Source organism: Lysobacter sp. GQ73 (assembly GCF_059758755.1).
On sequence record NZ_JCAXEE010000001.1, the window covers coordinates 54488 to 75664 of the forward strand.

General features: G+C 65.1%; 12 protein-coding genes and 1 pseudogene. 7 read left to right on the forward strand and 6 right to left on the reverse strand.

Going from position 1 to position 21177, the window contains the following annotated elements:
- Positions 1-233: 233 nt before the first annotated feature.
- Complete coding sequence (locus AC6CH2_RS00230; RefSeq protein ID WP_498267425.1) at positions 234-3527, reverse strand: DEAD/DEAH box helicase; 3294 nt, start codon at positions 3525-3527, stop codon at positions 234-236.
- A gap of 786 nt (positions 3528-4313) precedes the next feature.
- On the opposite strand from AC6CH2_RS00230, the gene AC6CH2_RS00235 reads away from it, so the two are divergent.
- The 4 genes from AC6CH2_RS00235 to AC6CH2_RS00250 all read left to right on the forward strand — a co-directional run bounded on the left by AC6CH2_RS00235 (position 4314) and on the right by AC6CH2_RS00250 (position 6615).
- Positions 4314-4871 carry an HNH endonuclease gene (locus tag AC6CH2_RS00235; protein WP_498268172.1) on the forward strand — a complete coding sequence of 186 codons (558 nt, stop codon included), beginning with the start codon at positions 4314-4316 and terminating at the stop codon, positions 4869-4871.
- Positions 4868-5509 (forward strand): hypothetical protein, encoded by a 642-nt coding sequence (locus AC6CH2_RS00240; protein WP_498267426.1) that lies wholly within the window; start codon positions 4868-4870, stop codon positions 5507-5509. The genes AC6CH2_RS00235 and AC6CH2_RS00240 overlap by 4 nt, the downstream gene beginning before the upstream one ends.
- A gap of 68 nt (positions 5510-5577) precedes the next feature.
- Positions 5578-5802: a nucleotidyltransferase family protein gene (locus AC6CH2_RS00245; protein ID WP_498267427.1), complete on the forward strand. Its 225-nt coding sequence runs from the start codon at positions 5578-5580 to the stop codon at positions 5800-5802.
- Positions 5803-6375: 573 nt separating this feature from the next.
- Entirely contained in the window at positions 6376-6615 is a 240-nt protein-coding gene (locus AC6CH2_RS00250; RefSeq protein ID WP_498267428.1) for a hypothetical protein, read from the forward strand.
- Positions 6616-6756: 141 nt separating this feature from the next.
- On the opposite strand, the gene pgaD is transcribed toward AC6CH2_RS00250, so the two are convergent.
- The 4 genes from pgaD to pgaA form a co-directional block, all read right to left on the reverse strand.
- Entirely contained in the window at positions 6757-7959 is a 1203-nt protein-coding gene (gene pgaD, locus AC6CH2_RS00255; protein ID WP_498267429.1) for a poly-beta-1,6-N-acetyl-D-glucosamine biosynthesis protein PgaD, read from the reverse strand.
- Positions 7956-9215: a poly-beta-1,6-N-acetyl-D-glucosamine synthase gene (pgaC, locus tag AC6CH2_RS00260; RefSeq protein ID WP_435395991.1), complete on the reverse strand. Its 1260-nt coding sequence runs from the start codon at positions 9213-9215 to the stop codon at positions 7956-7958. Before pgaC ends, pgaD begins: the two co-directional genes overlap by 4 nt.
- Positions 9216-9282: 67 nt before the next feature.
- Positions 9283-11193, reverse strand: a complete 1911-nt coding sequence (gene pgaB, locus AC6CH2_RS00265) for a poly-beta-1,6-N-acetyl-D-glucosamine N-deacetylase PgaB (protein WP_498267430.1) — start codon at positions 11191-11193, stop codon at positions 9283-9285.
- 2 nt (positions 11194-11195) lie between these two features.
- Positions 11196-13160, reverse strand: a complete 1965-nt coding sequence (gene pgaA, locus AC6CH2_RS00270) for a poly-beta-1,6 N-acetyl-D-glucosamine export porin PgaA (RefSeq protein ID WP_498267431.1) — start codon at positions 13158-13160, stop codon at positions 11196-11198.
- Positions 13161-13635: 475 nt separating this feature from the next.
- Here pgaA and AC6CH2_RS00275 point away from each other — a divergent pair, with 475 nt between their 5' ends.
- The 3 genes from AC6CH2_RS00275 to AC6CH2_RS00285 all read left to right on the forward strand — a co-directional run bounded on the left by AC6CH2_RS00275 (position 13636) and on the right by AC6CH2_RS00285 (position 20097).
- Positions 13636-17046, forward strand: coding sequence for a GH92 family glycosyl hydrolase (locus AC6CH2_RS00275; protein WP_498267432.1), 3411 nt, complete (start codon positions 13636-13638; stop codon positions 17044-17046).
- A gap of 414 nt (positions 17047-17460) precedes the next feature.
- On the forward strand, positions 17461-19788 hold the full coding sequence (locus AC6CH2_RS00280) for a hypothetical protein (RefSeq protein WP_498267433.1): 2328 nt from the start codon (positions 17461-17463) through the stop codon (positions 19786-19788).
- 21 nt (positions 19789-19809) lie between these two features.
- Entirely contained in the window at positions 19810-20097 is a 288-nt protein-coding gene (locus tag AC6CH2_RS00285; protein WP_435394827.1) for a hypothetical protein, read from the forward strand.
- 158 nt (positions 20098-20255) lie between these two features.
- Here AC6CH2_RS00285 and AC6CH2_RS00290 read toward each other — a convergent pair.
- A pseudogene (locus AC6CH2_RS00290) lies at positions 20256-21158 on the reverse strand (MFS transporter); the annotation flags it as partial.
- Positions 21159-21177: the final 19 nt, after the last annotated feature.

The window sequence follows — 21177 nt, forward strand, 5'->3', positions numbered from 1 at the left end:
AGGGCTTCGTACGTTGCATTGTGCACGACGGGAATGAGCTGGTTACCCGCTAGGAGTGTCGAAAGCTCTTTGTCGGTAACGCTTCCTTTGGGGAGGCGGGCCAGAAGCGTAGGGGTTACCAGCACAAGCCCGATCCGAGAATTCGCTAAGCTCTTGTCGATGGCGCGTATCATCGGAACGCCGAGGCCGAGGTCCTTCTCGCTGCATCGTATGGTGGGCTATTCCTCGCTATATTACGTGCTGCAAACAATCTCCAGGTCGCAATCGATCGTTTCTTTCAGATAGGCCGCAGTCCCCACAAGAATGCGTTCTTGCTCCATGCTCCGGTTCGACTGGCGCAGCCCAGGCTGAATAATGATCACACGGCCTTGCACCGGCTTTGAACGCGCCATACTCATGATTTTCTTCATTGAGACAAGATCCCCCCGCAAGAAGCGCTGTCGACCGGCATTTATGCCGCCGTCCGAACGCTTGATGACATGACTAATCAGTTCCTCGAACCGCCACTTCCATTTCGCAGAACGTACTGCTTGCGAGCAGAGCTCGACTACGTCGTTTAGCCGTGAGCCCGGTGTGGGGCCGTGAGAGAACTTGCAATGTACAAGGGAAAGCACAACGCGGTCGGGCTCGTCCTTCAGACACACGAGGTCTGCAGCCTCGCCCGCACCATCATCGTCAATAACCACATGGAATCCATCCGCGATGAATTTCTGTGCTGCCTTCCACTGGATCGAGTTTCGCCGGGTCTGGCCCGCACTCCAGATGGATTCGCGCTCGATATCAGTGCCGGTCCAATCCCAAGCTTCGAACGCGGTATCAGGCAATCTTTCGTCGCCGGGAGGGCGGGGCCTGACTAGAAGTTCACCCTCGAGCTGCCATAAGTTGACAAACCGAATGCCCGGTGGATAGGTGCTGAGGAAATCTGTAGCTAATTGCGTGCGGGAGCCGACGGCGATTGATAGCGGGGCGCCCGACAATTGCCGGACGACACATCCATTCACGGCGGGGCCAATCTCAAGCTCGAAGGTTGCGATCGTCGCATCGTCTTCGGCGGATAGCTTAAAACGCAATGCCGTAGGGGAAACTCGACAGTCATCGCTGATGCGGAGTTCTAGGCGATACAGCGGCCACTGTCTTGGGGGTGCCTCATTGGAGACGAACTGGACTCTCGCCTCCGCTGAGCGCAAGATTTTTTCGGGCCAGTCGATCGCGAGTATTGAGACTTCTGGCAGGATATCCACGATCTCTGGATACAACATCCCATCCAGTACGTGCGTAGTGTCAATTGTTTCGTCGACCAGCTTTCTTGCAATGTGGTCGAACCATTCAATGAGTTTAGGGAGAGTGCCTTGGTCAAGCGACCAGATTCGCCCCTTCTGTGAACAACCTACGCCCACGCGACGCCCTCCTTCCCAGCCTGTCCCTGCAAGGTTGTTTCGAATCGTGTTGGTGCGTTCGATCTGCGTGAGGGCAGAGCCAACCTCTTGGCCAGAATGCATTGAGTAACTGAGATTCCTTCTGCTGTACCGCTTTAGGCCGACGTTCTGAAGGGTCAACATCGAAATCCCGCTCAAAATGCGAAACACGACTTCTCCGGCGATGAGGGTCGCATCTGGACTGACAGCCTTTGCGACATCTTCGAACAAGGATTTCTTATCCGTGGATGATACGAATAGCAGGCCGCGTTGAGTATCATGATGCAGAACAAACAGGGACCACATCGTGTCTTGAATATCACGGGCGTGGGTCCACCGAACTTTCTCGTCCCTGCGCGTAACGAAGTAAACCGTATGCGTATCATCATTTCGCCAGGCCGCTACCACTCGCCTACCGCGTTCCATGCCCTTTTCGAATTGTTGTGGGCTGAAGCTAGTGACATGATAGACAGCAGTGCCGAACATTGGCCTAAGTAGCTTTGGTGCAATCTTTCGGGGATCGTTTGGAAGTTCGATAGGCCTAGAAGAATCCAGGAAGTTGACGAACGTGGCATGCTCATCGATCGCGGTGCCGCTGAGCTCACTTAGTAGCGTATTCCAATCAGCATCTTCACTGTAAAGACGCTCCAACGCGCCCGTCACTGAAGTATCAGCGATGTTGGCGACAACCGTGGCATTCCCGATCGAGCGATCAGCAACTCGGGTAAATCGGCCAGCGAATTGAAGGAAAATTGCTAGGCTTTTGTGGCTGTCATGGATCGCCGCAATCTTGAGTTGAGGAAGGTCAAAACCTTCCCCAAGCATGTCAACACACACGGCAATCTTGGATCGACCCTCACGCAGCTCCCGCAGAGACTGTGTCGCTTGGGCATCCTTGGAATGTATCAATACGGGGTTCAGATCCGGCGCCAATCGCGCATAGATTTCATGAACTATTTGGGCTCGAATAATTGACCCGCATCGCGCCATAAGCCGGTGATCGAAGGGGGGTGCAGCGAGCTCTTGGCCCTGGCCGCCCGCGAGATCCTGTCGCAGTTGGTCGACGGCAGTGCTCGCAATTGATTCGTCCGCTTGAGCGCCGGGCAGAGCCGAGACAGGGCGGAGTCGAATGGGTTTGAAGTAGCCATCCTTCTGGGCGCGAGCGAGTGGGTACTGAAAGATTACCTTGCCTTCTACGAGCTGACCGTCGCGGCGGAAGGGGGTTGCGGTGAACTGCAGCACGCGCTTGCCAGCGAAAGCCGTCTTCAGGCGGTCCCAGTTGAATGCGGTTACATGATGCGCTTCATCGAAGCACACGACGTCACAGTGCGCCGCAATTCCTGTGAGATGCGCGACGCTTGCCCGATGTGCCAAGGAGTTGATTATTGCGACAACAACATGGCATCGCTGGAACAGCTCTAGATGCTCGGCGGCTGTAATTGATCTTCGAAGTACGCCAACGATTGGATTAGAGATGCTGTGCGGTACGACACCCAGTTCGCGCAATTTCCCCAGGGTCAGGAACTTCTCAGCGGTCTGGGCGCCCAACGTCTTGCTGGGCACAACGACAAGCATGGGCATGGCGTTTAAGCCTACGAACGTTGCCAGGATCGTTTCAGTCTTGCCCGTGCCAGTCGGCATTACAACAGTTGCCGGGTGCGCTGGATCCATTTGCCAGTGCCCGCCAATTCCATGAAAGGCCGCCAGCTGAGGCGGCCTGAGTCGGGGTTGATCGGGCACTTGAGCTTGGTCGCAGCTCAGGCGGAACGATGCATGCATCTGTTGCCCGAGAGCTTCTCGAATGGCCTGCCAGCCTCGGACGGCGATCGCTTCTCGGAATTCGCGCAGGTGGCGATGGTCGACCCACTGGAAATTGTTCGCGCGCCCTGTACGAATAATGCCGTCAATGTCATCGGTCCAGAGCGCGGTAGAGGACGCAACGCGCAGTATCCGTTCACCGTTGCCAAGTTCCAGCAGCCGGCCTCTTAGGCCAGAAGCGTGGGTGTAGGCAGTATCTGAAATGATCGCCTCTAATGAGCCGTCGCGGATGCGTCGCATGATGCGCGCTGGGCCGAAATTCTCCGTGAATGTTATGGCTGGCAATTCAATCACGTCCGTCCCCCTTAGAAATCCATTTCTCGTTCTAGGCTAGTCGAAGTACTGGCCGCGGGTTCGAAAGTCGCTGTGCCCAACCCGGAGGGGGTAGGCAAAAGTTGGCACAGATTTCGGAGGCGACTGAGAGCCCCGAAGCTTTCGCCCAGTCGCGAATTGCGCATGGCGAGAGGCTGCCGAAGTTGCAATCCGGGTACCGAACAGGCGCGAGTACCGAACCAATACGCATTCACCTTCCTCCATGTGTATCACGAGCTAGAACGGAATTGGCTCGTAGTTCCGGCCACCGCCGTCTTATTACAGATTCTGTCGAGGCTAAAAGATTCTCTTAGGACAGTTTCGGTATGGCCGCGTTTGGGTGCTCTAAAGCGCGGATCCGAGCCCTCGTAAAACCTTTGCTGATACTACCGCTGGCCATCGCCGGTTGCGGCGCCGAAGCCCCAGGTCAATCCTTCTCCGACCGGCTAGCCGATCAGCGTGATCGGCCGCTTTCGGCTAGGGGCGACCGCTCGATCCACGAGTGCCTCCTATATAATGGTGATGCAAGTCTTCCTCGTCAGTACCTCGGCCCCAGCATGTGTCGTTATTGGTCTATTTTGGCTGCAGCAGCTACACCATTTCCTGATCGCATAGGATTTAATGCTCCCAACCATGACAGGTCGCAAACATATACCTATAGAAACAAAACTACGGCTGTTCTCCGAGGCTGCAGGTCACTGTCAACGCCCCCAGTGCCTCCAGCCTCTGTTCCCCGCTGAAATGGGCGGAGACAAGCACATAGCCGAGATGGCTCATGTAATTCCGCATGGAGAAACGGGGCCGCGTCACGAAGAAAGACCCGCCGGAGAGTTCGTGCCCGACTCCTTCGAAAACCTTATCCTGTTGTGCCCGACGTGCCACACGATCATCGACAAGGATCCGGACGGATATAGCCGGGGTACGTTGCTAGGTTGGAAAAGCAACCACCTCGCTGCTTTGATGCACAAGCAAGGAATTCGTGCCTACGATGAGCGTAGCCAAGTTAGAGACGCCGTGGTCGCCGCCATGGACGAAAACAAGGCCGTGTGGAAGGAGTTCTCGCCCTCCGATGGATTAAGCTTCGAATACGATCCGGAATCTGAAACGGCTAAGACGTGGGTGCAGAGGATGCGAGGTGTCATTCTGCCTAATCATTTCCGAATCCTAGCCACCATCAAAGCAAACCCGCATCACATGACAGAGGCTGAGCGACAGACTTTTGCCCGATACCAAGAACATGTTCGAGGTCTCTCAGAACGGCACGTTTGTGGTGTCGCCGGCGGTGCTATCCGCTATCCCGCAGAAATGGAACAAATCTTCGCATGAACTGGCAGGTGAACTACGCACTTAGAAACATCTGGGAAACACACGGAGTGGGTTCGGCGCAGCATCTCCGCGATGACGCTATCAGGATTACGATGCCTGGTCGGGTTGACGTAGTTGCAGTTATTTCGGCCGCCTACACGATCAGTGCCGAATTATCGATGCAATACTATGCAGATTTTCCCGGCATGGATTTCCTATGCGGGTATCGAAAGGAGTGCGTCTGGGAAGGCAAGGCGATCAGACATTTAGAAGGCAATACAATAGGCTGGGGAAGCGCCGGAACACTCGTTTCCGCTATTTATTCGGACGACGTAAAGACTGCTGCTCATAAGGACTATTTTTTCTCGTACCGTCTGATTAGGCAAGTTAGATCCGTTGCGAACCTCGATAGAGAATTTGATCGCGTCTTCACAATGACGCTCGCCGATGGGCGAAGCTTACGGGTAGGCATGATTATGGAGTATGAGCCGACAGCCGATGCTATTCGCACCTTCTGGGATCGGTTCGGCCCCATCGATATTGCTTGGAACATCAATCCCAACGGGCATCCTACACAGAATGCCATCGAAGCAGGGCGGGGCCTTGGATGCGAGGTAATGAAATGGGAGGAGTTAAGTGCGCTGCTGCGGAACCGTTGATGACGGCATGTGATGTCGCGAAATACTTACTTAGATCTTGCGAGTCCCTACGGGAGTTCGAATCCTTCATGTTTGGGTCTTCGCTGTTCGGTGTTGGCAGTGATTTCGACATTTTGATTGTTGGCCCGTCTGGCGAGCCTCTGTCCCGACTGAAGGCGGAATTGAAGCTTGCAGGAAAGGAATTGCCGCTCGACGTTCTATATATGCTGCCGGCAGAGGCAGAGGAAACCGGATTTGTTACGACTGCAGGATGCATATCTCTCGCGCAATTGGCCGAATCCGAGAAGCACTGACTTCTGCTATATAGACTGGTGTCTAGCTGCTACTTCGTAACGGGCTATGACTGTATAGGCCTTATGATCCCACTTGCCGACTTCTAGGTAGAAGTAGCGCTAGCTAAACCTCGTATGCCTTTGAACGCCGAGATCTGCCGTGGCGTGAAAGATTCGAATGCCCGATATGGGTCTTGAGCGGGCTTTGGCACCATTTGCCACCGTCCTGGAATGTCCTCTGTGTAGATACGTGGTTGGCAGATGAGCTCGGACTTGTCTGATTGACAGCCGTTGGCGAACTATGCAAAGTCGCGATTAGGAGCGTCGAAACTCCAACACACATAGCGGTACCCACCTCCGTCAATTGGTGGGTTTTTCATGCCTGATGTTTGGGCGTGCCGACGCGTGCTTATGCGTCGGGAGGGCGGCTAATACAACACCCGCAAGGGGAATACGCCCGCCGACTATGTGCGGTTTCGAACCTCCCGACATCCCGCCGGTGGCATGCCGCACCGCGCGGGTTCCTCGCCTAAGGACAGGAGTACCGCGTATGCCCCGCAAGCCCGAGCTCACGCCCCCGCAGGAGGGGTGGTCATGCCCGTTGATGCGTTCGAAGCGCTTTCCGCTTTTCAGCAGGAGTTGCACGGGATCGTGCGGACTCTGCAGCCTGAGGTGTTGATCGAGATCGGTTATCCCGCGGGGCAGAATCACCGGTTGTTGCGGGAGGTGTTTCAGGCGTTGGCGCGACGGTTGGACCCGGTGATGGCGGCTTGTGTTTCGGCGGCTGCGGGGGAGGGTGGCGTCGGGGCGGTGCCGTCGGGAAGCCTGCACTGATGTAGGTTTGCCTGGGCTACGGCTCAGGCAAGGGCTAAAGCTAAAGGCAAATCCCCCCAGCCCCCCTTTTTCAAAGGGGGGAAGGGCAAGGGGAAGGGCGAGGCTCCCGCTAGCGGGAGAAGGCGAAGCGACGGCGGCCGCTCAACGCTCCGGCTTGAACTCCACCGGCACGATCACCACCGCGGCCACTGCTTTGCCTTTGCGCACCGCGGGGGCGAAGCGCCAGGTGCGTACGGTGCGGACGGCGGCGCGGTCGAGTTCGCGGTGGCTGCTGCGCTTGGCGATTTCGACGTTGGTCGGCCGCCCTTCGGCGGAGACCTGCACGCGCAAAGTCACCAGGCCGCCTTCGCCGCGGCGCAACGCGTCGATGGGATAAGGCGGTTTCGGGCTGTGCGCGGGCAGGGGGCGCGGCTTGGCGTTGGGCGCCAGCACGCCGGTGGTGCGGCGTGGGCGTGTGTCATCGCGGCGTTGGGTGTCGGCGATGCGCAGCGCCTGGGCGTCGCGCAGCGCGGATTCGATGCCGGTCGCGGTGCGTTGGCCGATCGCGGCCGGGTCCAGTGCGGCCTCGGCGTTCGCGGGCAGGTAGGCCGGGCGGTCCAGGCCCGGCGTGCCTTCGATGGTGCGCTTCGGCGCTACGCTGTGGATCTGCCGATAGCCGAACGAGACCACCATCAATACGCCGACCACGATGGCGATCGAGATCGCCAGCGCGATCATCAGGATCCACGAGCCCTGCGGCGCTGTTTCGCGGGCGAAGCGGGGTATCGGCGACACCGGCGGGAAGGGTCGGCTGCTCGTGGGCGGGGCCAGCGCGGTCAGCGACAACGGCACGGCGTGGTTCGGGTCCATGTGCAGGACGCTGATGCGCCCCTGGTTGAGCGCTTGCGCCAGTTCGGTGCTGGCGCCTAGCCGGCCGGCGACTTCGTCCAGGGGCACCTCGGCCTGTACGCCGCGGCGCTCGCTCTCGGCCGAGGCGAAGCGCCAGCGGTTGTACTCGGCCCAGATCAGCAGCAGCGCGACCACGGCCGTCGCGGTCGCCGGCAGCACCAGCATCAGGAAAGGGTCGACGCTGTGTTCGCGCAGATACAGCTCGGAGGCGGTGCGGCGGACGCCGAGCAGCCACATCGCCAGGGTCGCCACCGGCATCCACAAATACAGATAGGCCAGCCAGAACGCGCCGGTGACCACGCCCCACAGGGTGCGCGGCCAGGCGTCCTGGGCGCCGGGTTTCTGGATCAGGCGCGAGTCGTGCTTGTGCGCGGTGCGCCGGCGCGGGCCGTGTTTGTGTCCGCCCGGCTTGTGCTCGGCAGGCTTGGGCTTGGCCGGGGTGGCGGTCGGCTTCATCGGATCCCCCGGTCCGGGCTGACCCAGGTCGCGCGGGTGCCGCGACGTTTCGCCAGCGCCTTGGGCACCGCCGCGACGGTGGTGGCGAAGCTCAGCAGCCAGTACGCCATCGGGTACCAGATCATCCAGTAGTAATTGCGCCCGACCCCGGTCTCGTACTGGCGGTCGATGACGATGCTGGCGGCGAACTGCAGCAGGCAGATCAGCGCCAGAATCACGCCGTGCCACGACGGCAGCAAGGTGGTCACGCGCAGTTGCTCGGGCAGGTCGACGACCAGTCCGAGCGCCCACAGGCCGATGATCAAGGCCATGACGTAGGCCCAGATCAGGCTCAGCACGTATTCGGCCAGCACCGCCCACATGCGCCGCTTGCGCCAGGAGAACAGGTCGCGGGTATGCCGCATCAACACTTCCACGCCACCCTGGGCCCAGCGCAGGCGCTGTTTCCAAAGGCCGCCGAGGGTTTCCGGCATCAGGATGAAGCACATCGCATTGGGTTCGTAGCGGATGTCCCAGTGGTCCATCTGCAGGCGCCAGCTGATGTCGATGTCTTCGGTGACCATGCTGTCGGACCAGTAACCGATCCGGTGCAGCGCGCTGCGGCGGAACGCGCAGATCACGCCCGACACGGTGAAGATGCGGCCGTACACGCGCTGGGCGCGCTTGATCATGCCGATGATCGAGGAGAACTCGCCGACCTGCAGGCGGCCGAGCAGGGTCGAGCGATTGCGGATGCGCGGGTTGCCGGTGACCGCGCCGACCCGCGCGCCCGAGCACAGGTGCCAGATCATCCAGTGCATCGCGTATTCGTCGAGCAGGGCGTCGCCGTCGATGCAGACCAGATAGTCCGAACGCGCCGCCAGCGCGCCCATGCGCATCGCATTGGCCTTGCCGAGGTTGCGGTCCAGGTGCACCACGCGCAATTGCGGATGCAGCGCGGCCAGGCGGTTGAGTTTTTCGCCGGTGTCGTCGCGGCTGCCGTCGTTGATCGCGATCACTTCGAACTGCGGATAGCGCTGGGCCAGCGCCGCGGCGATGGTTTCGTGGACGTGGTCGCCTTCGTTGTGGCAGGGGATCAGGATCGAGGCGAACGGCGCGTCCGCCAGCGGCGGCGGATCGGTGCGCACCCGCGCCTTCCGCTCGCGGCGGAAGTAGTAGTACAGCCCGCCGGAGATCCAGAAGAACGACATCACGATCGGATAGAAGAAGGCGAACTGGAACAGCGCGGCGAGCAATGGACTGGCGAGCGGGCTCATGGTGGACTCGATGGCAGCGCGGACGGGCCGGCCGGGTGGGCTCGGCGACGAATGGAGTGGGCGGAGCTCAACGTTCGAGGTAGGGGAAGCCGCGCACGGACATGATTTCGCGCGCGTCCCGGGTCGAGGGCCGGTCGTCGATGAAGTCGTCCGGGTACCAGGCCAGGTGGCGCGCGCCGCCGGCCTGCAGGCGGTGGGCCATCGCCTTCAACTGCGCGGCCGGGATCGGCTGCCGGTTGCGCCAGTCGACGGTCTGCAGTTCGAAGATGGTGCGCGACAGGCCGCGCGGCGACTTCTTCACCTCGGCCAGCAGCCGGTCCATCCAGGCCTGCGGATCGCGGCTCTTTTCCATCCACGGCATCGCCATCACCGCGGTGTAGTCGTAGGCCTGGTTGAAGGCGGCGAGCTCCTGCGCGAACCAGGCCTCGCTGCGCGGCTCCAGCACCGGTGCGGCGAACAGGTTGCGCACGGTGATCAGCTTGGGCCGCCATTTGCCGGCGGCGCGGGCCAGCTCGCGGGTGAACTCGATCAATGCCTGGGTGCGCTTGGCCGGGTCGGCCGGCGCCTGGCCGCGCAACTCGTCTTCGCGCAGCAGCGCATCGTCGTGGAACAGCAGGCCTTCGGTGTAGCCGCTGACCGCGAGGTCCTCGTAGACCTCGGCGACGATGCGCCGGGTCTGCGGCTCGAAGGGATTGAGGCGGAAAGTCTCGTCCGGGTTGCTGGCCTGGATCTTCAGGCGCTGGTTCAAGGCCGCATCCGGCAGTTCGAAGCCGAGCACCGGCAACCAGGCGAACACCTTGACGTTGGCGCGGGTCTTGAGCTGCCAGGCGACGCGGTTGTACAGGTCGGCGCGCATCGGCAGGTGCCGGTTCGGGAAATACAGCGCATCGGCCGAGCCGTTGCCGTCGGGGTCGGCGAAGGCTTGCAGGAACACGTGGCTGGGGCCGACCTGCTTGACCCGTTCGATCAGTCTGTCGAGGTTGCGCGCCTGCTGCGCCGGGTCGGCGTCGTAGACGTAGTCCAGGTCGACCTGCAAGGCGCGCAGGCCGTCGAGTTCCTCGTCGTGGCGCAGCTCGTAGGCCAGGTCGTTGACGGTGGGGTTGTCGAACACCAGCAGGCGCGCCAGGCCGTGCAGGTCGGCGCCGATCTTCTGGTGGCGGCCTTCCAGGTCGAAGGTCACCGCCATGCCGAGTTCGTCGGCGATCGCATTGGTCTGGCTGTTGTAGGCCGCATACGGCCAGATCACCGACTTCGGGCGCACGCCGAGTTCGCGCTCGATCTCGGCGGCGCTGTCGGTGAGGTCCTGGCGGATGCGCGCCAGGTATTCGGCTTCGGTCTCGTAGCGCCGGGTCTTTTCGTTCCAGGCGCGGGTGATCGCGGCGGGCATGGTGTTGCCCTGCGGGTTGGAGGTCACGCCGCGGTGCAGGGCGTGGCTGTGCGAGGCGACTTCGACCAGGCCCGAGGCCTGCATCTCGCGCAGTTGCTCCCAGGTGACGAAGTCGTCGTGGGTGAACATGCGCGGGCCGTAATCGACTTTCTGGTCGCGCGGCAGGTCGACCCAGGAGGTCACCACCGCCATCAGCGCCGGGTAGTGGTAGGCGCGCAGCAGCGGGAAGACGTGGGTGTAGATGCTGCGCAGGCCGTCGTCGAAGGTCAGCAGCACCGCCTTGGGCGGCAAGGGTTTGCCGCCGCGCGAGGCGGCGATGACCTGGCTCAGCGCGACCGGCTGGTAGCCGTGGCCGTGCAGCCAGTCCAGGTGCGCGGCGAAGTTCTGGGTGCTGACCGCGTAGGCATCGGGGTCGCCCTTGCGCGCCACTTCGTCGCGCACGTCGTGATAGCTCAGCACCAACAGTTCGTCGGCGCTCGCCGCGAGCGGCGCCAGTGCGGCCAAGGCCAGCGCTGCGCCAGCGAGCAGACGATGGAAGCTGCGGTGCAGACGGGTGGAGACGGCGGCGCGCGAGACAGCGAAAGACGACATGTTCATTCCTCACCCCAACGGAAGCTCAGATCGAAGGCGACGCGGTCCTCGCGCACGCCGTCGTAGACCGGACGCGACCAGTTGACGCCGTAGTTGAGCGTGCGGCCGCTGCCGAAACGCCATTCGTGTTCGTAGCGCAGCTGCGGCACCCAGGCGCTGCCGTAGCCCTGTTGCCAGTACGGGCCGGCGCTGGCGCTGAGGCGTTGCACGAAGTGGCGGGTGTAGCGGCGCCAGGCGACGTGATCCAGGCGCACACCGAGGTTCAGCGAGGCGTCGCGGCTGGGGTTGAAATACGGCACCTCGGCATCGCGGCGGCTGGCGCGGCTGGTCGACAGGTCGGCCAGGCCGGCGATTTGCAGGTGCGGTCGCGTGTACAGGCGCTGGTCCAGGCTCAGCGCGAGCGCGCTGCGGCGGTTGTCGTCGCTGTAGCGCAGTTGCTGCGCGCTCGCGCCGAGCGTGGTGCGTTCGCTCGGCGTCCAGCGCAGGCCCAGGCTCAGGGCATCGGCGTCGATGCCGGCGCGGCGCGCCTGCAGCGACGCGTCCGGGGTTTGCCGATACCACGAGGCATTGGCGTGCCAGGCATCGTCGAGGCGCCAACCGGCGTCGAGGTAGTAGCCGGTGCGGTCGCCGCCGGCGAGCCAGCGGTCGTCGGCGCGATCGACGCCGAAGCCCAGGCTGAGGCGGTCGTAGGCGTACAGCGCGCCGACGCCGTTGCGGCGGTCGTGGACGCGGGCGCCGGGGTAGTCGGCCCAGGCGTCCTGGGCGTGCGCGGTCAGGCGCCAGCGGTCGTCGATCAAGGGGCTGCGGATCTCGAAACGGTGCACCGCGTCGCGGCTGCCGAACGGCGATGCGGCCGCGCCGCCGCCGCGCGCGTCGCTGCGCCCGCCGGCGGTGCTGAGCGTCCACTGCCAGCCCAGGCGCCGGTCCCAGGACTCGCTCATCTGCTTGACCTGCACGTCGCGCGGGCGGTGGGCGATCAGCTCGTCGTGGATCGGCCGCGCCAGGTCGACGCGGGCGTGTTCGAGGTAGGCGCCGATCTGGCCGATGCGCGCGCCGACGTTGCTCGGTTCGAGCGTGCTCGCCATCTGGAAGCGTTGCAGCGCGCGGTCGGTCCAGCCGCGTTTTTGATAGGCGACGCCGAGGTTGGTCTGCAGGCTCGGGTTGTCCGGGCCGATCGCCGCCATCGCTTCCAGCCGCCGCTGCGCGCCGACGGTGTCCTCGCCGTACAGGCGGATCATGGTGTGGGTGCTGTCGGCGTCGTAGTGGCGCCAGTTCTCGAAGCTCTGCTTGGCGCCGTCGACGCGCACCCAGGCCGGCTCGGCCGCCTTGATCTTGTCCAACTGGGCCAGGGCGGCGTCGAAGCGCTCGCTTTCCGAATAGGCGTAGGCCAGTTGCAACTGCGAGTCGTGATCCTCGGGCCACTCGCGCACGACCCGTTCGAGCACGCTCGCGGCTTGCTCGGGATGCTTGTCGGCGAGCAGCGAGGCGCCCACCTTGGCCAGCGCATACATCGGCACCTCGACGCCCTCGGCCTGCAGGGCGCGGTAGCGTTCGATCACCTCGGCATGGCGTTCGAGGTGATTGAGCAGCAGCAGTTCGTCGAAGCGGGTGCGCAGGTCGGCCTGGCGTTGCCCGGGCGTCTGGGTGGCGCGGTACTGGCCGAAGGCCTCGCGCGCGTCGCGCATTTCGTCGAGGCGGGTGGTCTCGTCCTCGGGGAACAGGCTGCCCCAGAGCGTGAGGCGGGCGAGGCGGCCGGCCTCCAGGCGCTGGCGTTCGGCGGCATCGAACAGCTCGGGACGAGCGCGATACAGGGTCCAGGCGCGATGCGCGCTGCCGAGATCGGCCAGGGTCAGCACCTGCAACCGGTACAGACGGTCGTCGCCGGGGGCGGACGCCTGCGCGCTTTCGATGCGCGCCAGCGCGGCGAGCCACTGCCGTTCGGCGCGCAGGCGCTCGATGTCGGGCATCGGGTTCGCCGTGGCAGTATGACGCTCTGCAGCAAAAACTGACGTTGAGGGGCAGATTGCGCTCGCGGTCGCGAAAGCAAGGGAGAGAGCAAGTCGATGCGGGGTGGGCATGGGGGACGGACTTCCGTGTTGCGAAGGGCTGCAAGTGCTGATCTAGACCAGCACAAAAATGTGATGCAAATCACATTCCAGGAGGGGTGACGCAAAAGGTGTGCCAAAGGCGCGCCACCCGGGCCGGGGTTCGCGGTGGAAGTGATTGTTCAGATTGGATTTTTTGCCGGTGCGCGGCGGCGGCCGATGCTGCGGCGCGGTTTGACAAGGTCGATTTAGATCGATTCAAATCGCCAAAGCAGGGGCGTTCGCCGGTCGGCGCAACGCGAATCGGAGGCGATCGCCGTCCGGTGCAACGGGAGCGGGAATGTCGGCAAAGTACGCAGTGCGCCGCGAGGGCGCAGGGGCGAGAGCGAAACAGGCCATGGCCCTGGTCCTGGCCGGGGCCTTGGCGCCGGCCGCGACGGCCGGGCCGGCGCGCAGCTTCTGGACCTCGTTCGAGGCCGGTGAGCCGGCGATCGCCGAGACCGCGGCCGCGAGCCCGGCGCCGCGCCTGAGCGCCGACGGCGGCCCGCCCGCGGCGGCCGCCCTGACCGCCAAACCCGGCGTCGGCTTCAGCGGCGTGCGCTCGCTGCGCTACCAAGGCGTCGGCAGCGGGGCGGCGCAAAGCGCGCAGGCCTTCGAGGTCGACATCGCGGTGACCAAGGACACGCAGTTGTCCTATCGGGTGTTCCCGCTGTCGAGCGCGCACCTCCCCGGCCAGGCCGCGCCGTCGAAACTCGATGCGTTGCGCAACGCTTCGACCTATGTCGCCATCGACTTGGTGTTCGACGACGGCAGCCGGCTGTCGCAACGCAAGCCGCTGGACCTGTACGGCAATGGCCTGACCGCGCGCGAGCAGGGCATGGCGCGGCTGCTCTACCCGGATCAATGGAACGCGGTCAGCAGCCGCATCGGCGAGGTAGCCGCCGGCCGCCGCGTGCGCCGGATACTGCTGGTCCACGACGGCGACAGCGCGCTGCCGTACCAGGGCTACCTCGACGACCTGCGCATCGCGCCGGCGCCGGCGCTCGCCAAGGGCAAGCGCGCCGCGCTGCGCCCGAGCGACTACGTCGACACCCGCCGCGGCAGCAATTCCAACAGCCGCTTCTCGCGCGGCAACACCTTCCCGGCGGTGGCGCTGCCGCACGGCTTCAACTTCTGGACCCCGACCACCAACGCCGGTTCGCACTGGATCTACCAGTATCAGGAGCGCAACGGCGACGACAACCGTCCGCGCATCGAGGCCTTCGCGCTGTCGCACGAGCCGAGCCCGTGGATGGGCGACCGCCAGACCTTCCACGTGATGCCGGCGATGGGCGAGGGCCGGCCCGAATTCGACCGTAGCAAACGCGCGCTGAGTTTCGGCCACGACGAGGAAACCGCGCGCGCCGACTATTACCGGGTGCGCTTCGACAACGGCCTGGTCGCCGAGATGACCCCGACCGACCATGCCGCGGCGATGCGCTTCACCTTCCCGGCCGAGCCCGGCGAGACCCGCGCGCAACTGCTGTTCGACCATCGCGACGAACACGGCGACATCCGCCTGGACCGCGACGGCCGCAGCCTGAGCGGCTGGAGCGAGAGCATGAGCAAGCTCTCGACCGGCGCCTCGCGCCTGTTCTTCTACGCCTGCTTCGACCGGCCCATCCGCGACGGCGCCCGGCTCGACCGCGACAAGGCCGGCGGCCGCGACCGGGTCTCGGCCTGGTACGGCTTCGACCTCAGCGGCGACCCCAACCGCCAGGTGACGATGCGCATCGCCACCTCGCTGATCAGCGTCGAGCAGGCGCGGCGCAACCTGGAACTGGAAATCGGTGCCGACGAAGACTTCGACGCGGTGCGCGAACGCGCCCGCGCTGCGTGGGACGCCAAGCTCGGCATCGTCCGCGCCGAGGGCGCGCCGGCGCACGAGCAGGCGGTGCTGTATTCCAATCTGTACCGCTTGTTCCTGTACCCCAACAGCGGCTACGAGAACACCGGCACCGCCGAGCGGCCGCTGTACCGGTACGCGAGTCCGTTCTCGGCGCCGGCCGGCAAGGACAGCGCCGAGGCCACCGGCGCGGCCATCGTCGACGGCAAGGTCTACGTCAACAACGGCTTCTGGGACACCTACCGCACCAGCTGGCCGGCCTACGTCCTGCTGACCCCTGGTCATGCCGGCGAGATGATCGACGGCTTCGTCCAGCAATACCGCGACGGCGGCTGGATCGCGCGCTGGTCCTCGCCGGGCTACGCCGACCTGATGGTCGGCACCAGCTCCGACGTCGCCTTCGCCGACGCCTGGCTCAAGGGCGTGCGCAATTTCGACGTGCGCTCGTTCTACCAGTCGGCGATCCGCAACGCGTCCAGCGTCAGCCCGGTGCCGGGCGCGGGCCGCAAGGGCATCGAGCGCGCGATCTTCACCGGCTACACCGACACCACCGTCGGCGAAGGCCTGTCGTGGTCGATGGACGGCTACATCAACGACTACGCGATCGGCCGCCTGGCCGGCGCGCTGGCGCAGGAAGCGGGCGCCGACGATCCCTACCGGGCGAGCTATCGCGACGATGCGGTGTACTACCGCAATCGCGCCCTCGGCTACGTCAACCTGTTCAATCCGCAACTCGGCTTCTTCGTCGGCCGCCACCGCGACGGCCGCTGGCGCTACACCGCGACCGAGTTCGACCCGACCCGCTGGGGCGGCGACTACACCGAGACCAATGCCTGGAACATGGCCTTCCACGCGCCGCAGGACGGCGCCGGCCTGAGCGCGCTGTACGGCGGGCGCACCGCGCTGGGCAACAAGCTCGATCTGTTCTTCGCCACGCCGGGCACCTTCGAGGTCGGCAGCTACGGCGGCGTCATCCACGAAATGCTCGAAGCGCGCGACGTGCGCATGGGCCAGTACGGCCACAGCAATCAGCCCTCGCACCATATTCCGTACATGTACGCCGCCGCCGGCCAGCCGTGGCGGATCCAGGAAAAGGTGCGCGACATCCTCGACCGCCTCTACGTCGGCGGCGAGATCGGCCAGGGCTATCCCGGCGACGAGGACAACGGCGAGATGTCGGCGTGGTGGTTGTTCAGCGCCGCGGGGTTCTATCCGCTGCGGATGGGCTCGCCCGAGTACGTGATCGGCGCGCCGCGGTTCGAACGCATGAGCATCCGCCTGGAAAACGGCCGCGAGCTGCGGATCAACGCGCCCAAGGTCAGCGCGCGCAACCGCTACGTGCAGTCGCTGCGGGTCAATGGCGAAGCCTGGGACCGCTTGACCCTGCCGCATGAATTATTGACGCAAGGCGCGGTGCTGGATTTCCGCATGGGCCCGACGCCGTCGAACTGGGCCAGCAGCGCGCAGGCGCTGCCGGAATCGCTGAGCGCCGATGGCGAGACGCCGAAGCCTTGGCACGATCTGGGACGGCGCGACAACGCCGCGGTCGCCGGTGTCGCGGCCAAGCAGGCGGCGGCCTTGTTCGACGACGACGCCACCACCGCGACGCGCCTGAGCGGGCCGATGCCCTTGCTGAGCTGGAATTTCAAGACGCCGGCGACGGTGCGCCTGTACACATTGACCTCGGCGGCGCGGCGCGGCGATCCGCAGGCCTGGGCCTTGCAGGGCTCCAACGACGGCGCGCAGTGGACCACCCTCGACGAACGCAGCGGGCAGGCTTTCGCCTGGCGCCGGCAGACGCGCGCGTTCGCCATCGCCGAGCCGGCGGCGTATTCGCGTTATCGCCTGCGCCTGCTCGCCGACGGCGCCGGACAGGGCGGCATCGAGCTGGCCGAGGTGGAATTGCTCGGCGAGGCGAAGTAGGGCGCGCCGCAGCGAAGCGGCTCCGTCCTCAGGTCGATGGCGCTGCCGTGCCGCGGCGTCGCAGGGTCGCGCGCCGACGGTCGCACTCGTGGAGTTACCTCGCGCGCCGCCGATCGGCGCGCGTCGTTCTCATCGTGCGCCGTTCTCGTCGCACGCGGTTCTCACCGCACGCCGTCGGTCGGCGCGTGCGACGCTAACTTGCCGGCGCTCGCATTGGCGCTGTGACGCGTTGTGCGCTTTAACGGAAAGCTCATGCGTTCGCCTCGAACGCAGCGGTCCGATCGCGCGAATCGTTCCCGTTATGTCCCGGTATCGCCCCGTGTTCTTCCTCGGAACGCGCGCCGGGGAGGGCTATGGTCGGCGATGCAGTGCGATCGACCCATCCACGCGGAACGATTCCGCAACGAGGCTCATATGGAACTCATGGGACGTACCGGCTCCAGGCTGCGGCATCACGCCGCGGTGCTGGCAACGGGCTTGATGCTCGCCGCGCCCTTGGCGCAAGCCCAGAACTTCGAAACTCACTACGGCAACCAACCTTGGCGCGACGGCGGCGAGGACGTGAAGGCGGTGAACTATTGTCCGGGCCGCGGCTCGGTCACCGTCGGCACCCGTCGCGCCAGCGACGGCACTACCCAGGTCCTGGTGACCCGCGCCAACGATGTCGGCGTCACCGACGACAGCAGCATCGACACCTGGCAACAGGCCTACATGATCGCCGGCAGCAAGCGCTCCGACGCGTACGGCATCGCCGAACTCAGCGGCGAGCGCGGTTTCGCCGTGACCGGTTCGGTGCAGCTCGGCGAAGGCAGCTTCATCTACGTGCTGCAACTCGATTGCCGCGGACGGCAGATCTGGACCACCTTGCTCGACAACGCCGCGACCAGCCATCGCGCGACCGGCTATGACCTGATCGAAACCGGCGCGGTGATGCCGAGCAAGGCGGCGCAGGGCGAACTGGTCGTGGTCGGCGAGGAAAACGACAAGGACGGCCGCACCCTCGGCCGCATCGCGCGCCTGGATGCGGCCGGCAACGTGCTGTGGGATCACCGTTACGACGGCAGCGGCGACTGGCCGGGCCTGCGTTTCCGCGCGGTCACCGAGAACCTCGCCAGCAGCGGCGGCTTCACCGACATCGTCGTGGCCGGCACCGCGTTGACCACCGATGCCAAGCGCGGCGGCCTGATGTTCCGCACCGACGCCAACGGCGCGCCGGTGTGCAGCAGCGTGTTGATCGACGGCCAGGACCATCGCGACTTCCACGGCCTGACCGCGCTGTTGAACGCGAACTACAGCGGCGAGACGGTCTCGGTCGGCGCCTCCACCGGGCTCGACGAAGGCAGCGCGTCGCAGGCCTATCTGGCGCGTTACGCCCGCTACAGTTGCCGGCCGCTGGTGCAGGCGAGCTGGGTCGATCGCGACCAGGCCAGCTTCACCGCCTTCGACGTGGTCGAAGCGCGCGGCCTGGACGGCCGCGATGGCGCGGTCGCGGTGGTCGGCACCATCGCCGGCACCCAGGGCTTTCTGTTCGCGGCCAACACCGGCGACCTGCTGCGTTACGGCGGCCTGTCGCCGCGCCGTTTCGGCGACAAGTTCCGCGAAAGCCTGTACGCCATCGACCGCAAGAACGACCGCTTCATCCTCGCCGGCAACACCTTCGGCGATTGGCAGGGCGTCGGCGATATCCAGGACTTCTACTTCGTCCAGGTCGACCCGGGCCTCAACACCGGCTGCGCCGATCTGTGGGACCCCGGCGCGTTCAGGCCGCAACTGCCGTACAAGGAATTCCAGCCGCACCTGGAACGCATTCCGAAGTTCCAGCGGGTCGACACGCCGAGCGTGGAGGCCAGGGATTGGGGCTATGTCTGTGCGGTCGACCCGCCGGAAGGCTGCCCGGGCCTGATCAACAACGGCATCATCCAGCTCGGCGTGGCGCCGACCGGTCATCTCAACATCGAGTGCCCGAACATCGCCTTGTCGAGCGGCCGTTACGGCACCCGCCTGGTCGGCCTGCGCTACATGCCGACCAACGGCGAAGCCTCGGCGCCGGGCGCACCCTGCGAAGGCTGGGGCGTGGCCAACGCCGATCCGGCCGCGCCGGTGAGCGGGCGGACCTCGCGTTGCTCCGGCATCAGCAACGTGACCCTGGTGAGCTTCACTCCGACCACGAGCGCGGCGACCTCGGTGGTCACCGTCGGCAGCACCTTCCGGGTGACCCATCAGTACACCCCGATCGCGGCGACGAGTTACCTGTACCGGGTCGACGTCAAGATCGAGAACATCGGCCGCACCACGGTCAAGGACCTGCGTTACACCCGGGGCATCGACTACGACGTGCCGCCGAATACGTTCTCGGAGTACATCACCCTGGCCGGGGCGTCGCCGTTCCTGCTGGCCTGGAACAACAACGGCTTCAACTCGCTCGATCCGCTCGCCGCCAACTCCGGCTTGTCCGGGCCGATGACCGACAACGGCCCCGGCGATCTGGGTTCGCACATGGACTTCCGCTTCGGTTCGCTCGCTCCGGGCGCGGCGCGCAGCTTCGTCACCTACTACGGTGCGGCGCCGACCCAGACCGCGGCGCTCAATGCGCTGTCGATCGTCGGCGCGGGGCTGTATTCGCTGGGCCAGACCAACTGGGACGGCCTCGGCGGCGCCGGCAACACCAGCCCGAACCCGGGCACCGCGGGCGCGGTCAACGGCGTGCCGGCGACCTTCATGTACGGCTTCAAGACCAACTGACGTTCGGCGGTATCGAACGTCATCGGGCGTCAAGCTCCGGGGGCCGTCGGCCCCCGGAGCGTTTGCGGCAGCGGTGCGCGCGCCAACCGCAGCCGCAGATGGACGAGGCCGGCGAGCAGGCACAGCGCGATCAGCGCCATCAGCCAGCGGGTGGTCGCGGCGAAGCGCAGGCGTTCGAGCAACAGTCCGGTCGACAAGGTCGCCAGCGGCATCGCGCCCATGGTCGCTGCCGAGAACCAGGTCATTTCGCGGCCCATGTGCTGCGCCGCGACGCTGCGCTGCAGCCACGACAGCGACTGGATGCCGTAGAAATTGGACGCGCCGGCGAGCAGGCAGAACGCGGCCAGCACCGTCGCCAGGCTGGCATTCCAGGTCAGCAGGCCATAGGCCAGCGCGGCCACCGCCCAACACGCGAGCAGTTTCGCAATGACCGCGGCCAGGCCGTTCGATGCGTGGCCGGCGAAGACCGCGGCCGCGGCGATGCCGGCGAACTGGGCGACATAGACCAGGAAATAGCGCGTATCGCCGTGTTCGACCAGCAGCACCGGCAGCAGGATCTGCACCGGTCCGAACACCAGCACCGTGCTGACCAACAGATACAGGTAATAGCTGCGCGGAATCGCCTGGAGCGACGCCGCGGCCGTCTGCGCCGGTGCGGCACCGGCTTCGCTCGCCTGGGCCGGCCGCCGCACCGGTCCGCGCCGGCGCACCGCGGCGAGCAGCCACAGCGAGGCGGCGACGCTGAGCGCGTCGATCCCGAACGCGATCGCCAGGCCCCGGTTGTCGCTGGAGGCCAGGATCAGGGTGCCGGCCAGCATCGGCAGCAGCATCATCGCCAGGCTCGAAGCCACCGCGAACAAGGCGTTGCCGGCCGGCAGCAGGCCCTTGCGGATGTACAGGCCGAAGCTCGCGCGTCCGGCCGGGTAGGCGACCGCCCAGACCAGGCCGCCGAACAGGGCCAGGGCATAGATGAGTTCGATCGTCATCAGCCCGAACCAGGTCAGCAGGCCCATGCCGGCGTTGATCAGGACGTACAGCGCGCGGCAGATCCACAGCACCCGGATCGGGTTGGCGCGGTCGAGAAAGCCGCCGAAGAAGAACAGGAACAGCACGCTCGGCAAGGCTTCGATCGCCGCGGTCAGGCCGAGGTCGAAGGCGCTGCCGGTCAGGCGCATCACCAGGAACGGCAGCGCGATCAGGGTGAAGCTGGCGCCGAAGGTGGTGATCAGGTTGTCGAGCAACAGCCCGCCGAAACGCGGCTCGCGCCGGCCGATGCGCCACAGCTGCGCGGCGGTGGCGAAACGGTTGCGCGGACGGCGCGGCGGAGCACCGGGCGCCGGGCCGATCGGCGGGGCGGAGCGCTCGCTCACGGCGGTCGCGGGCGCCGGC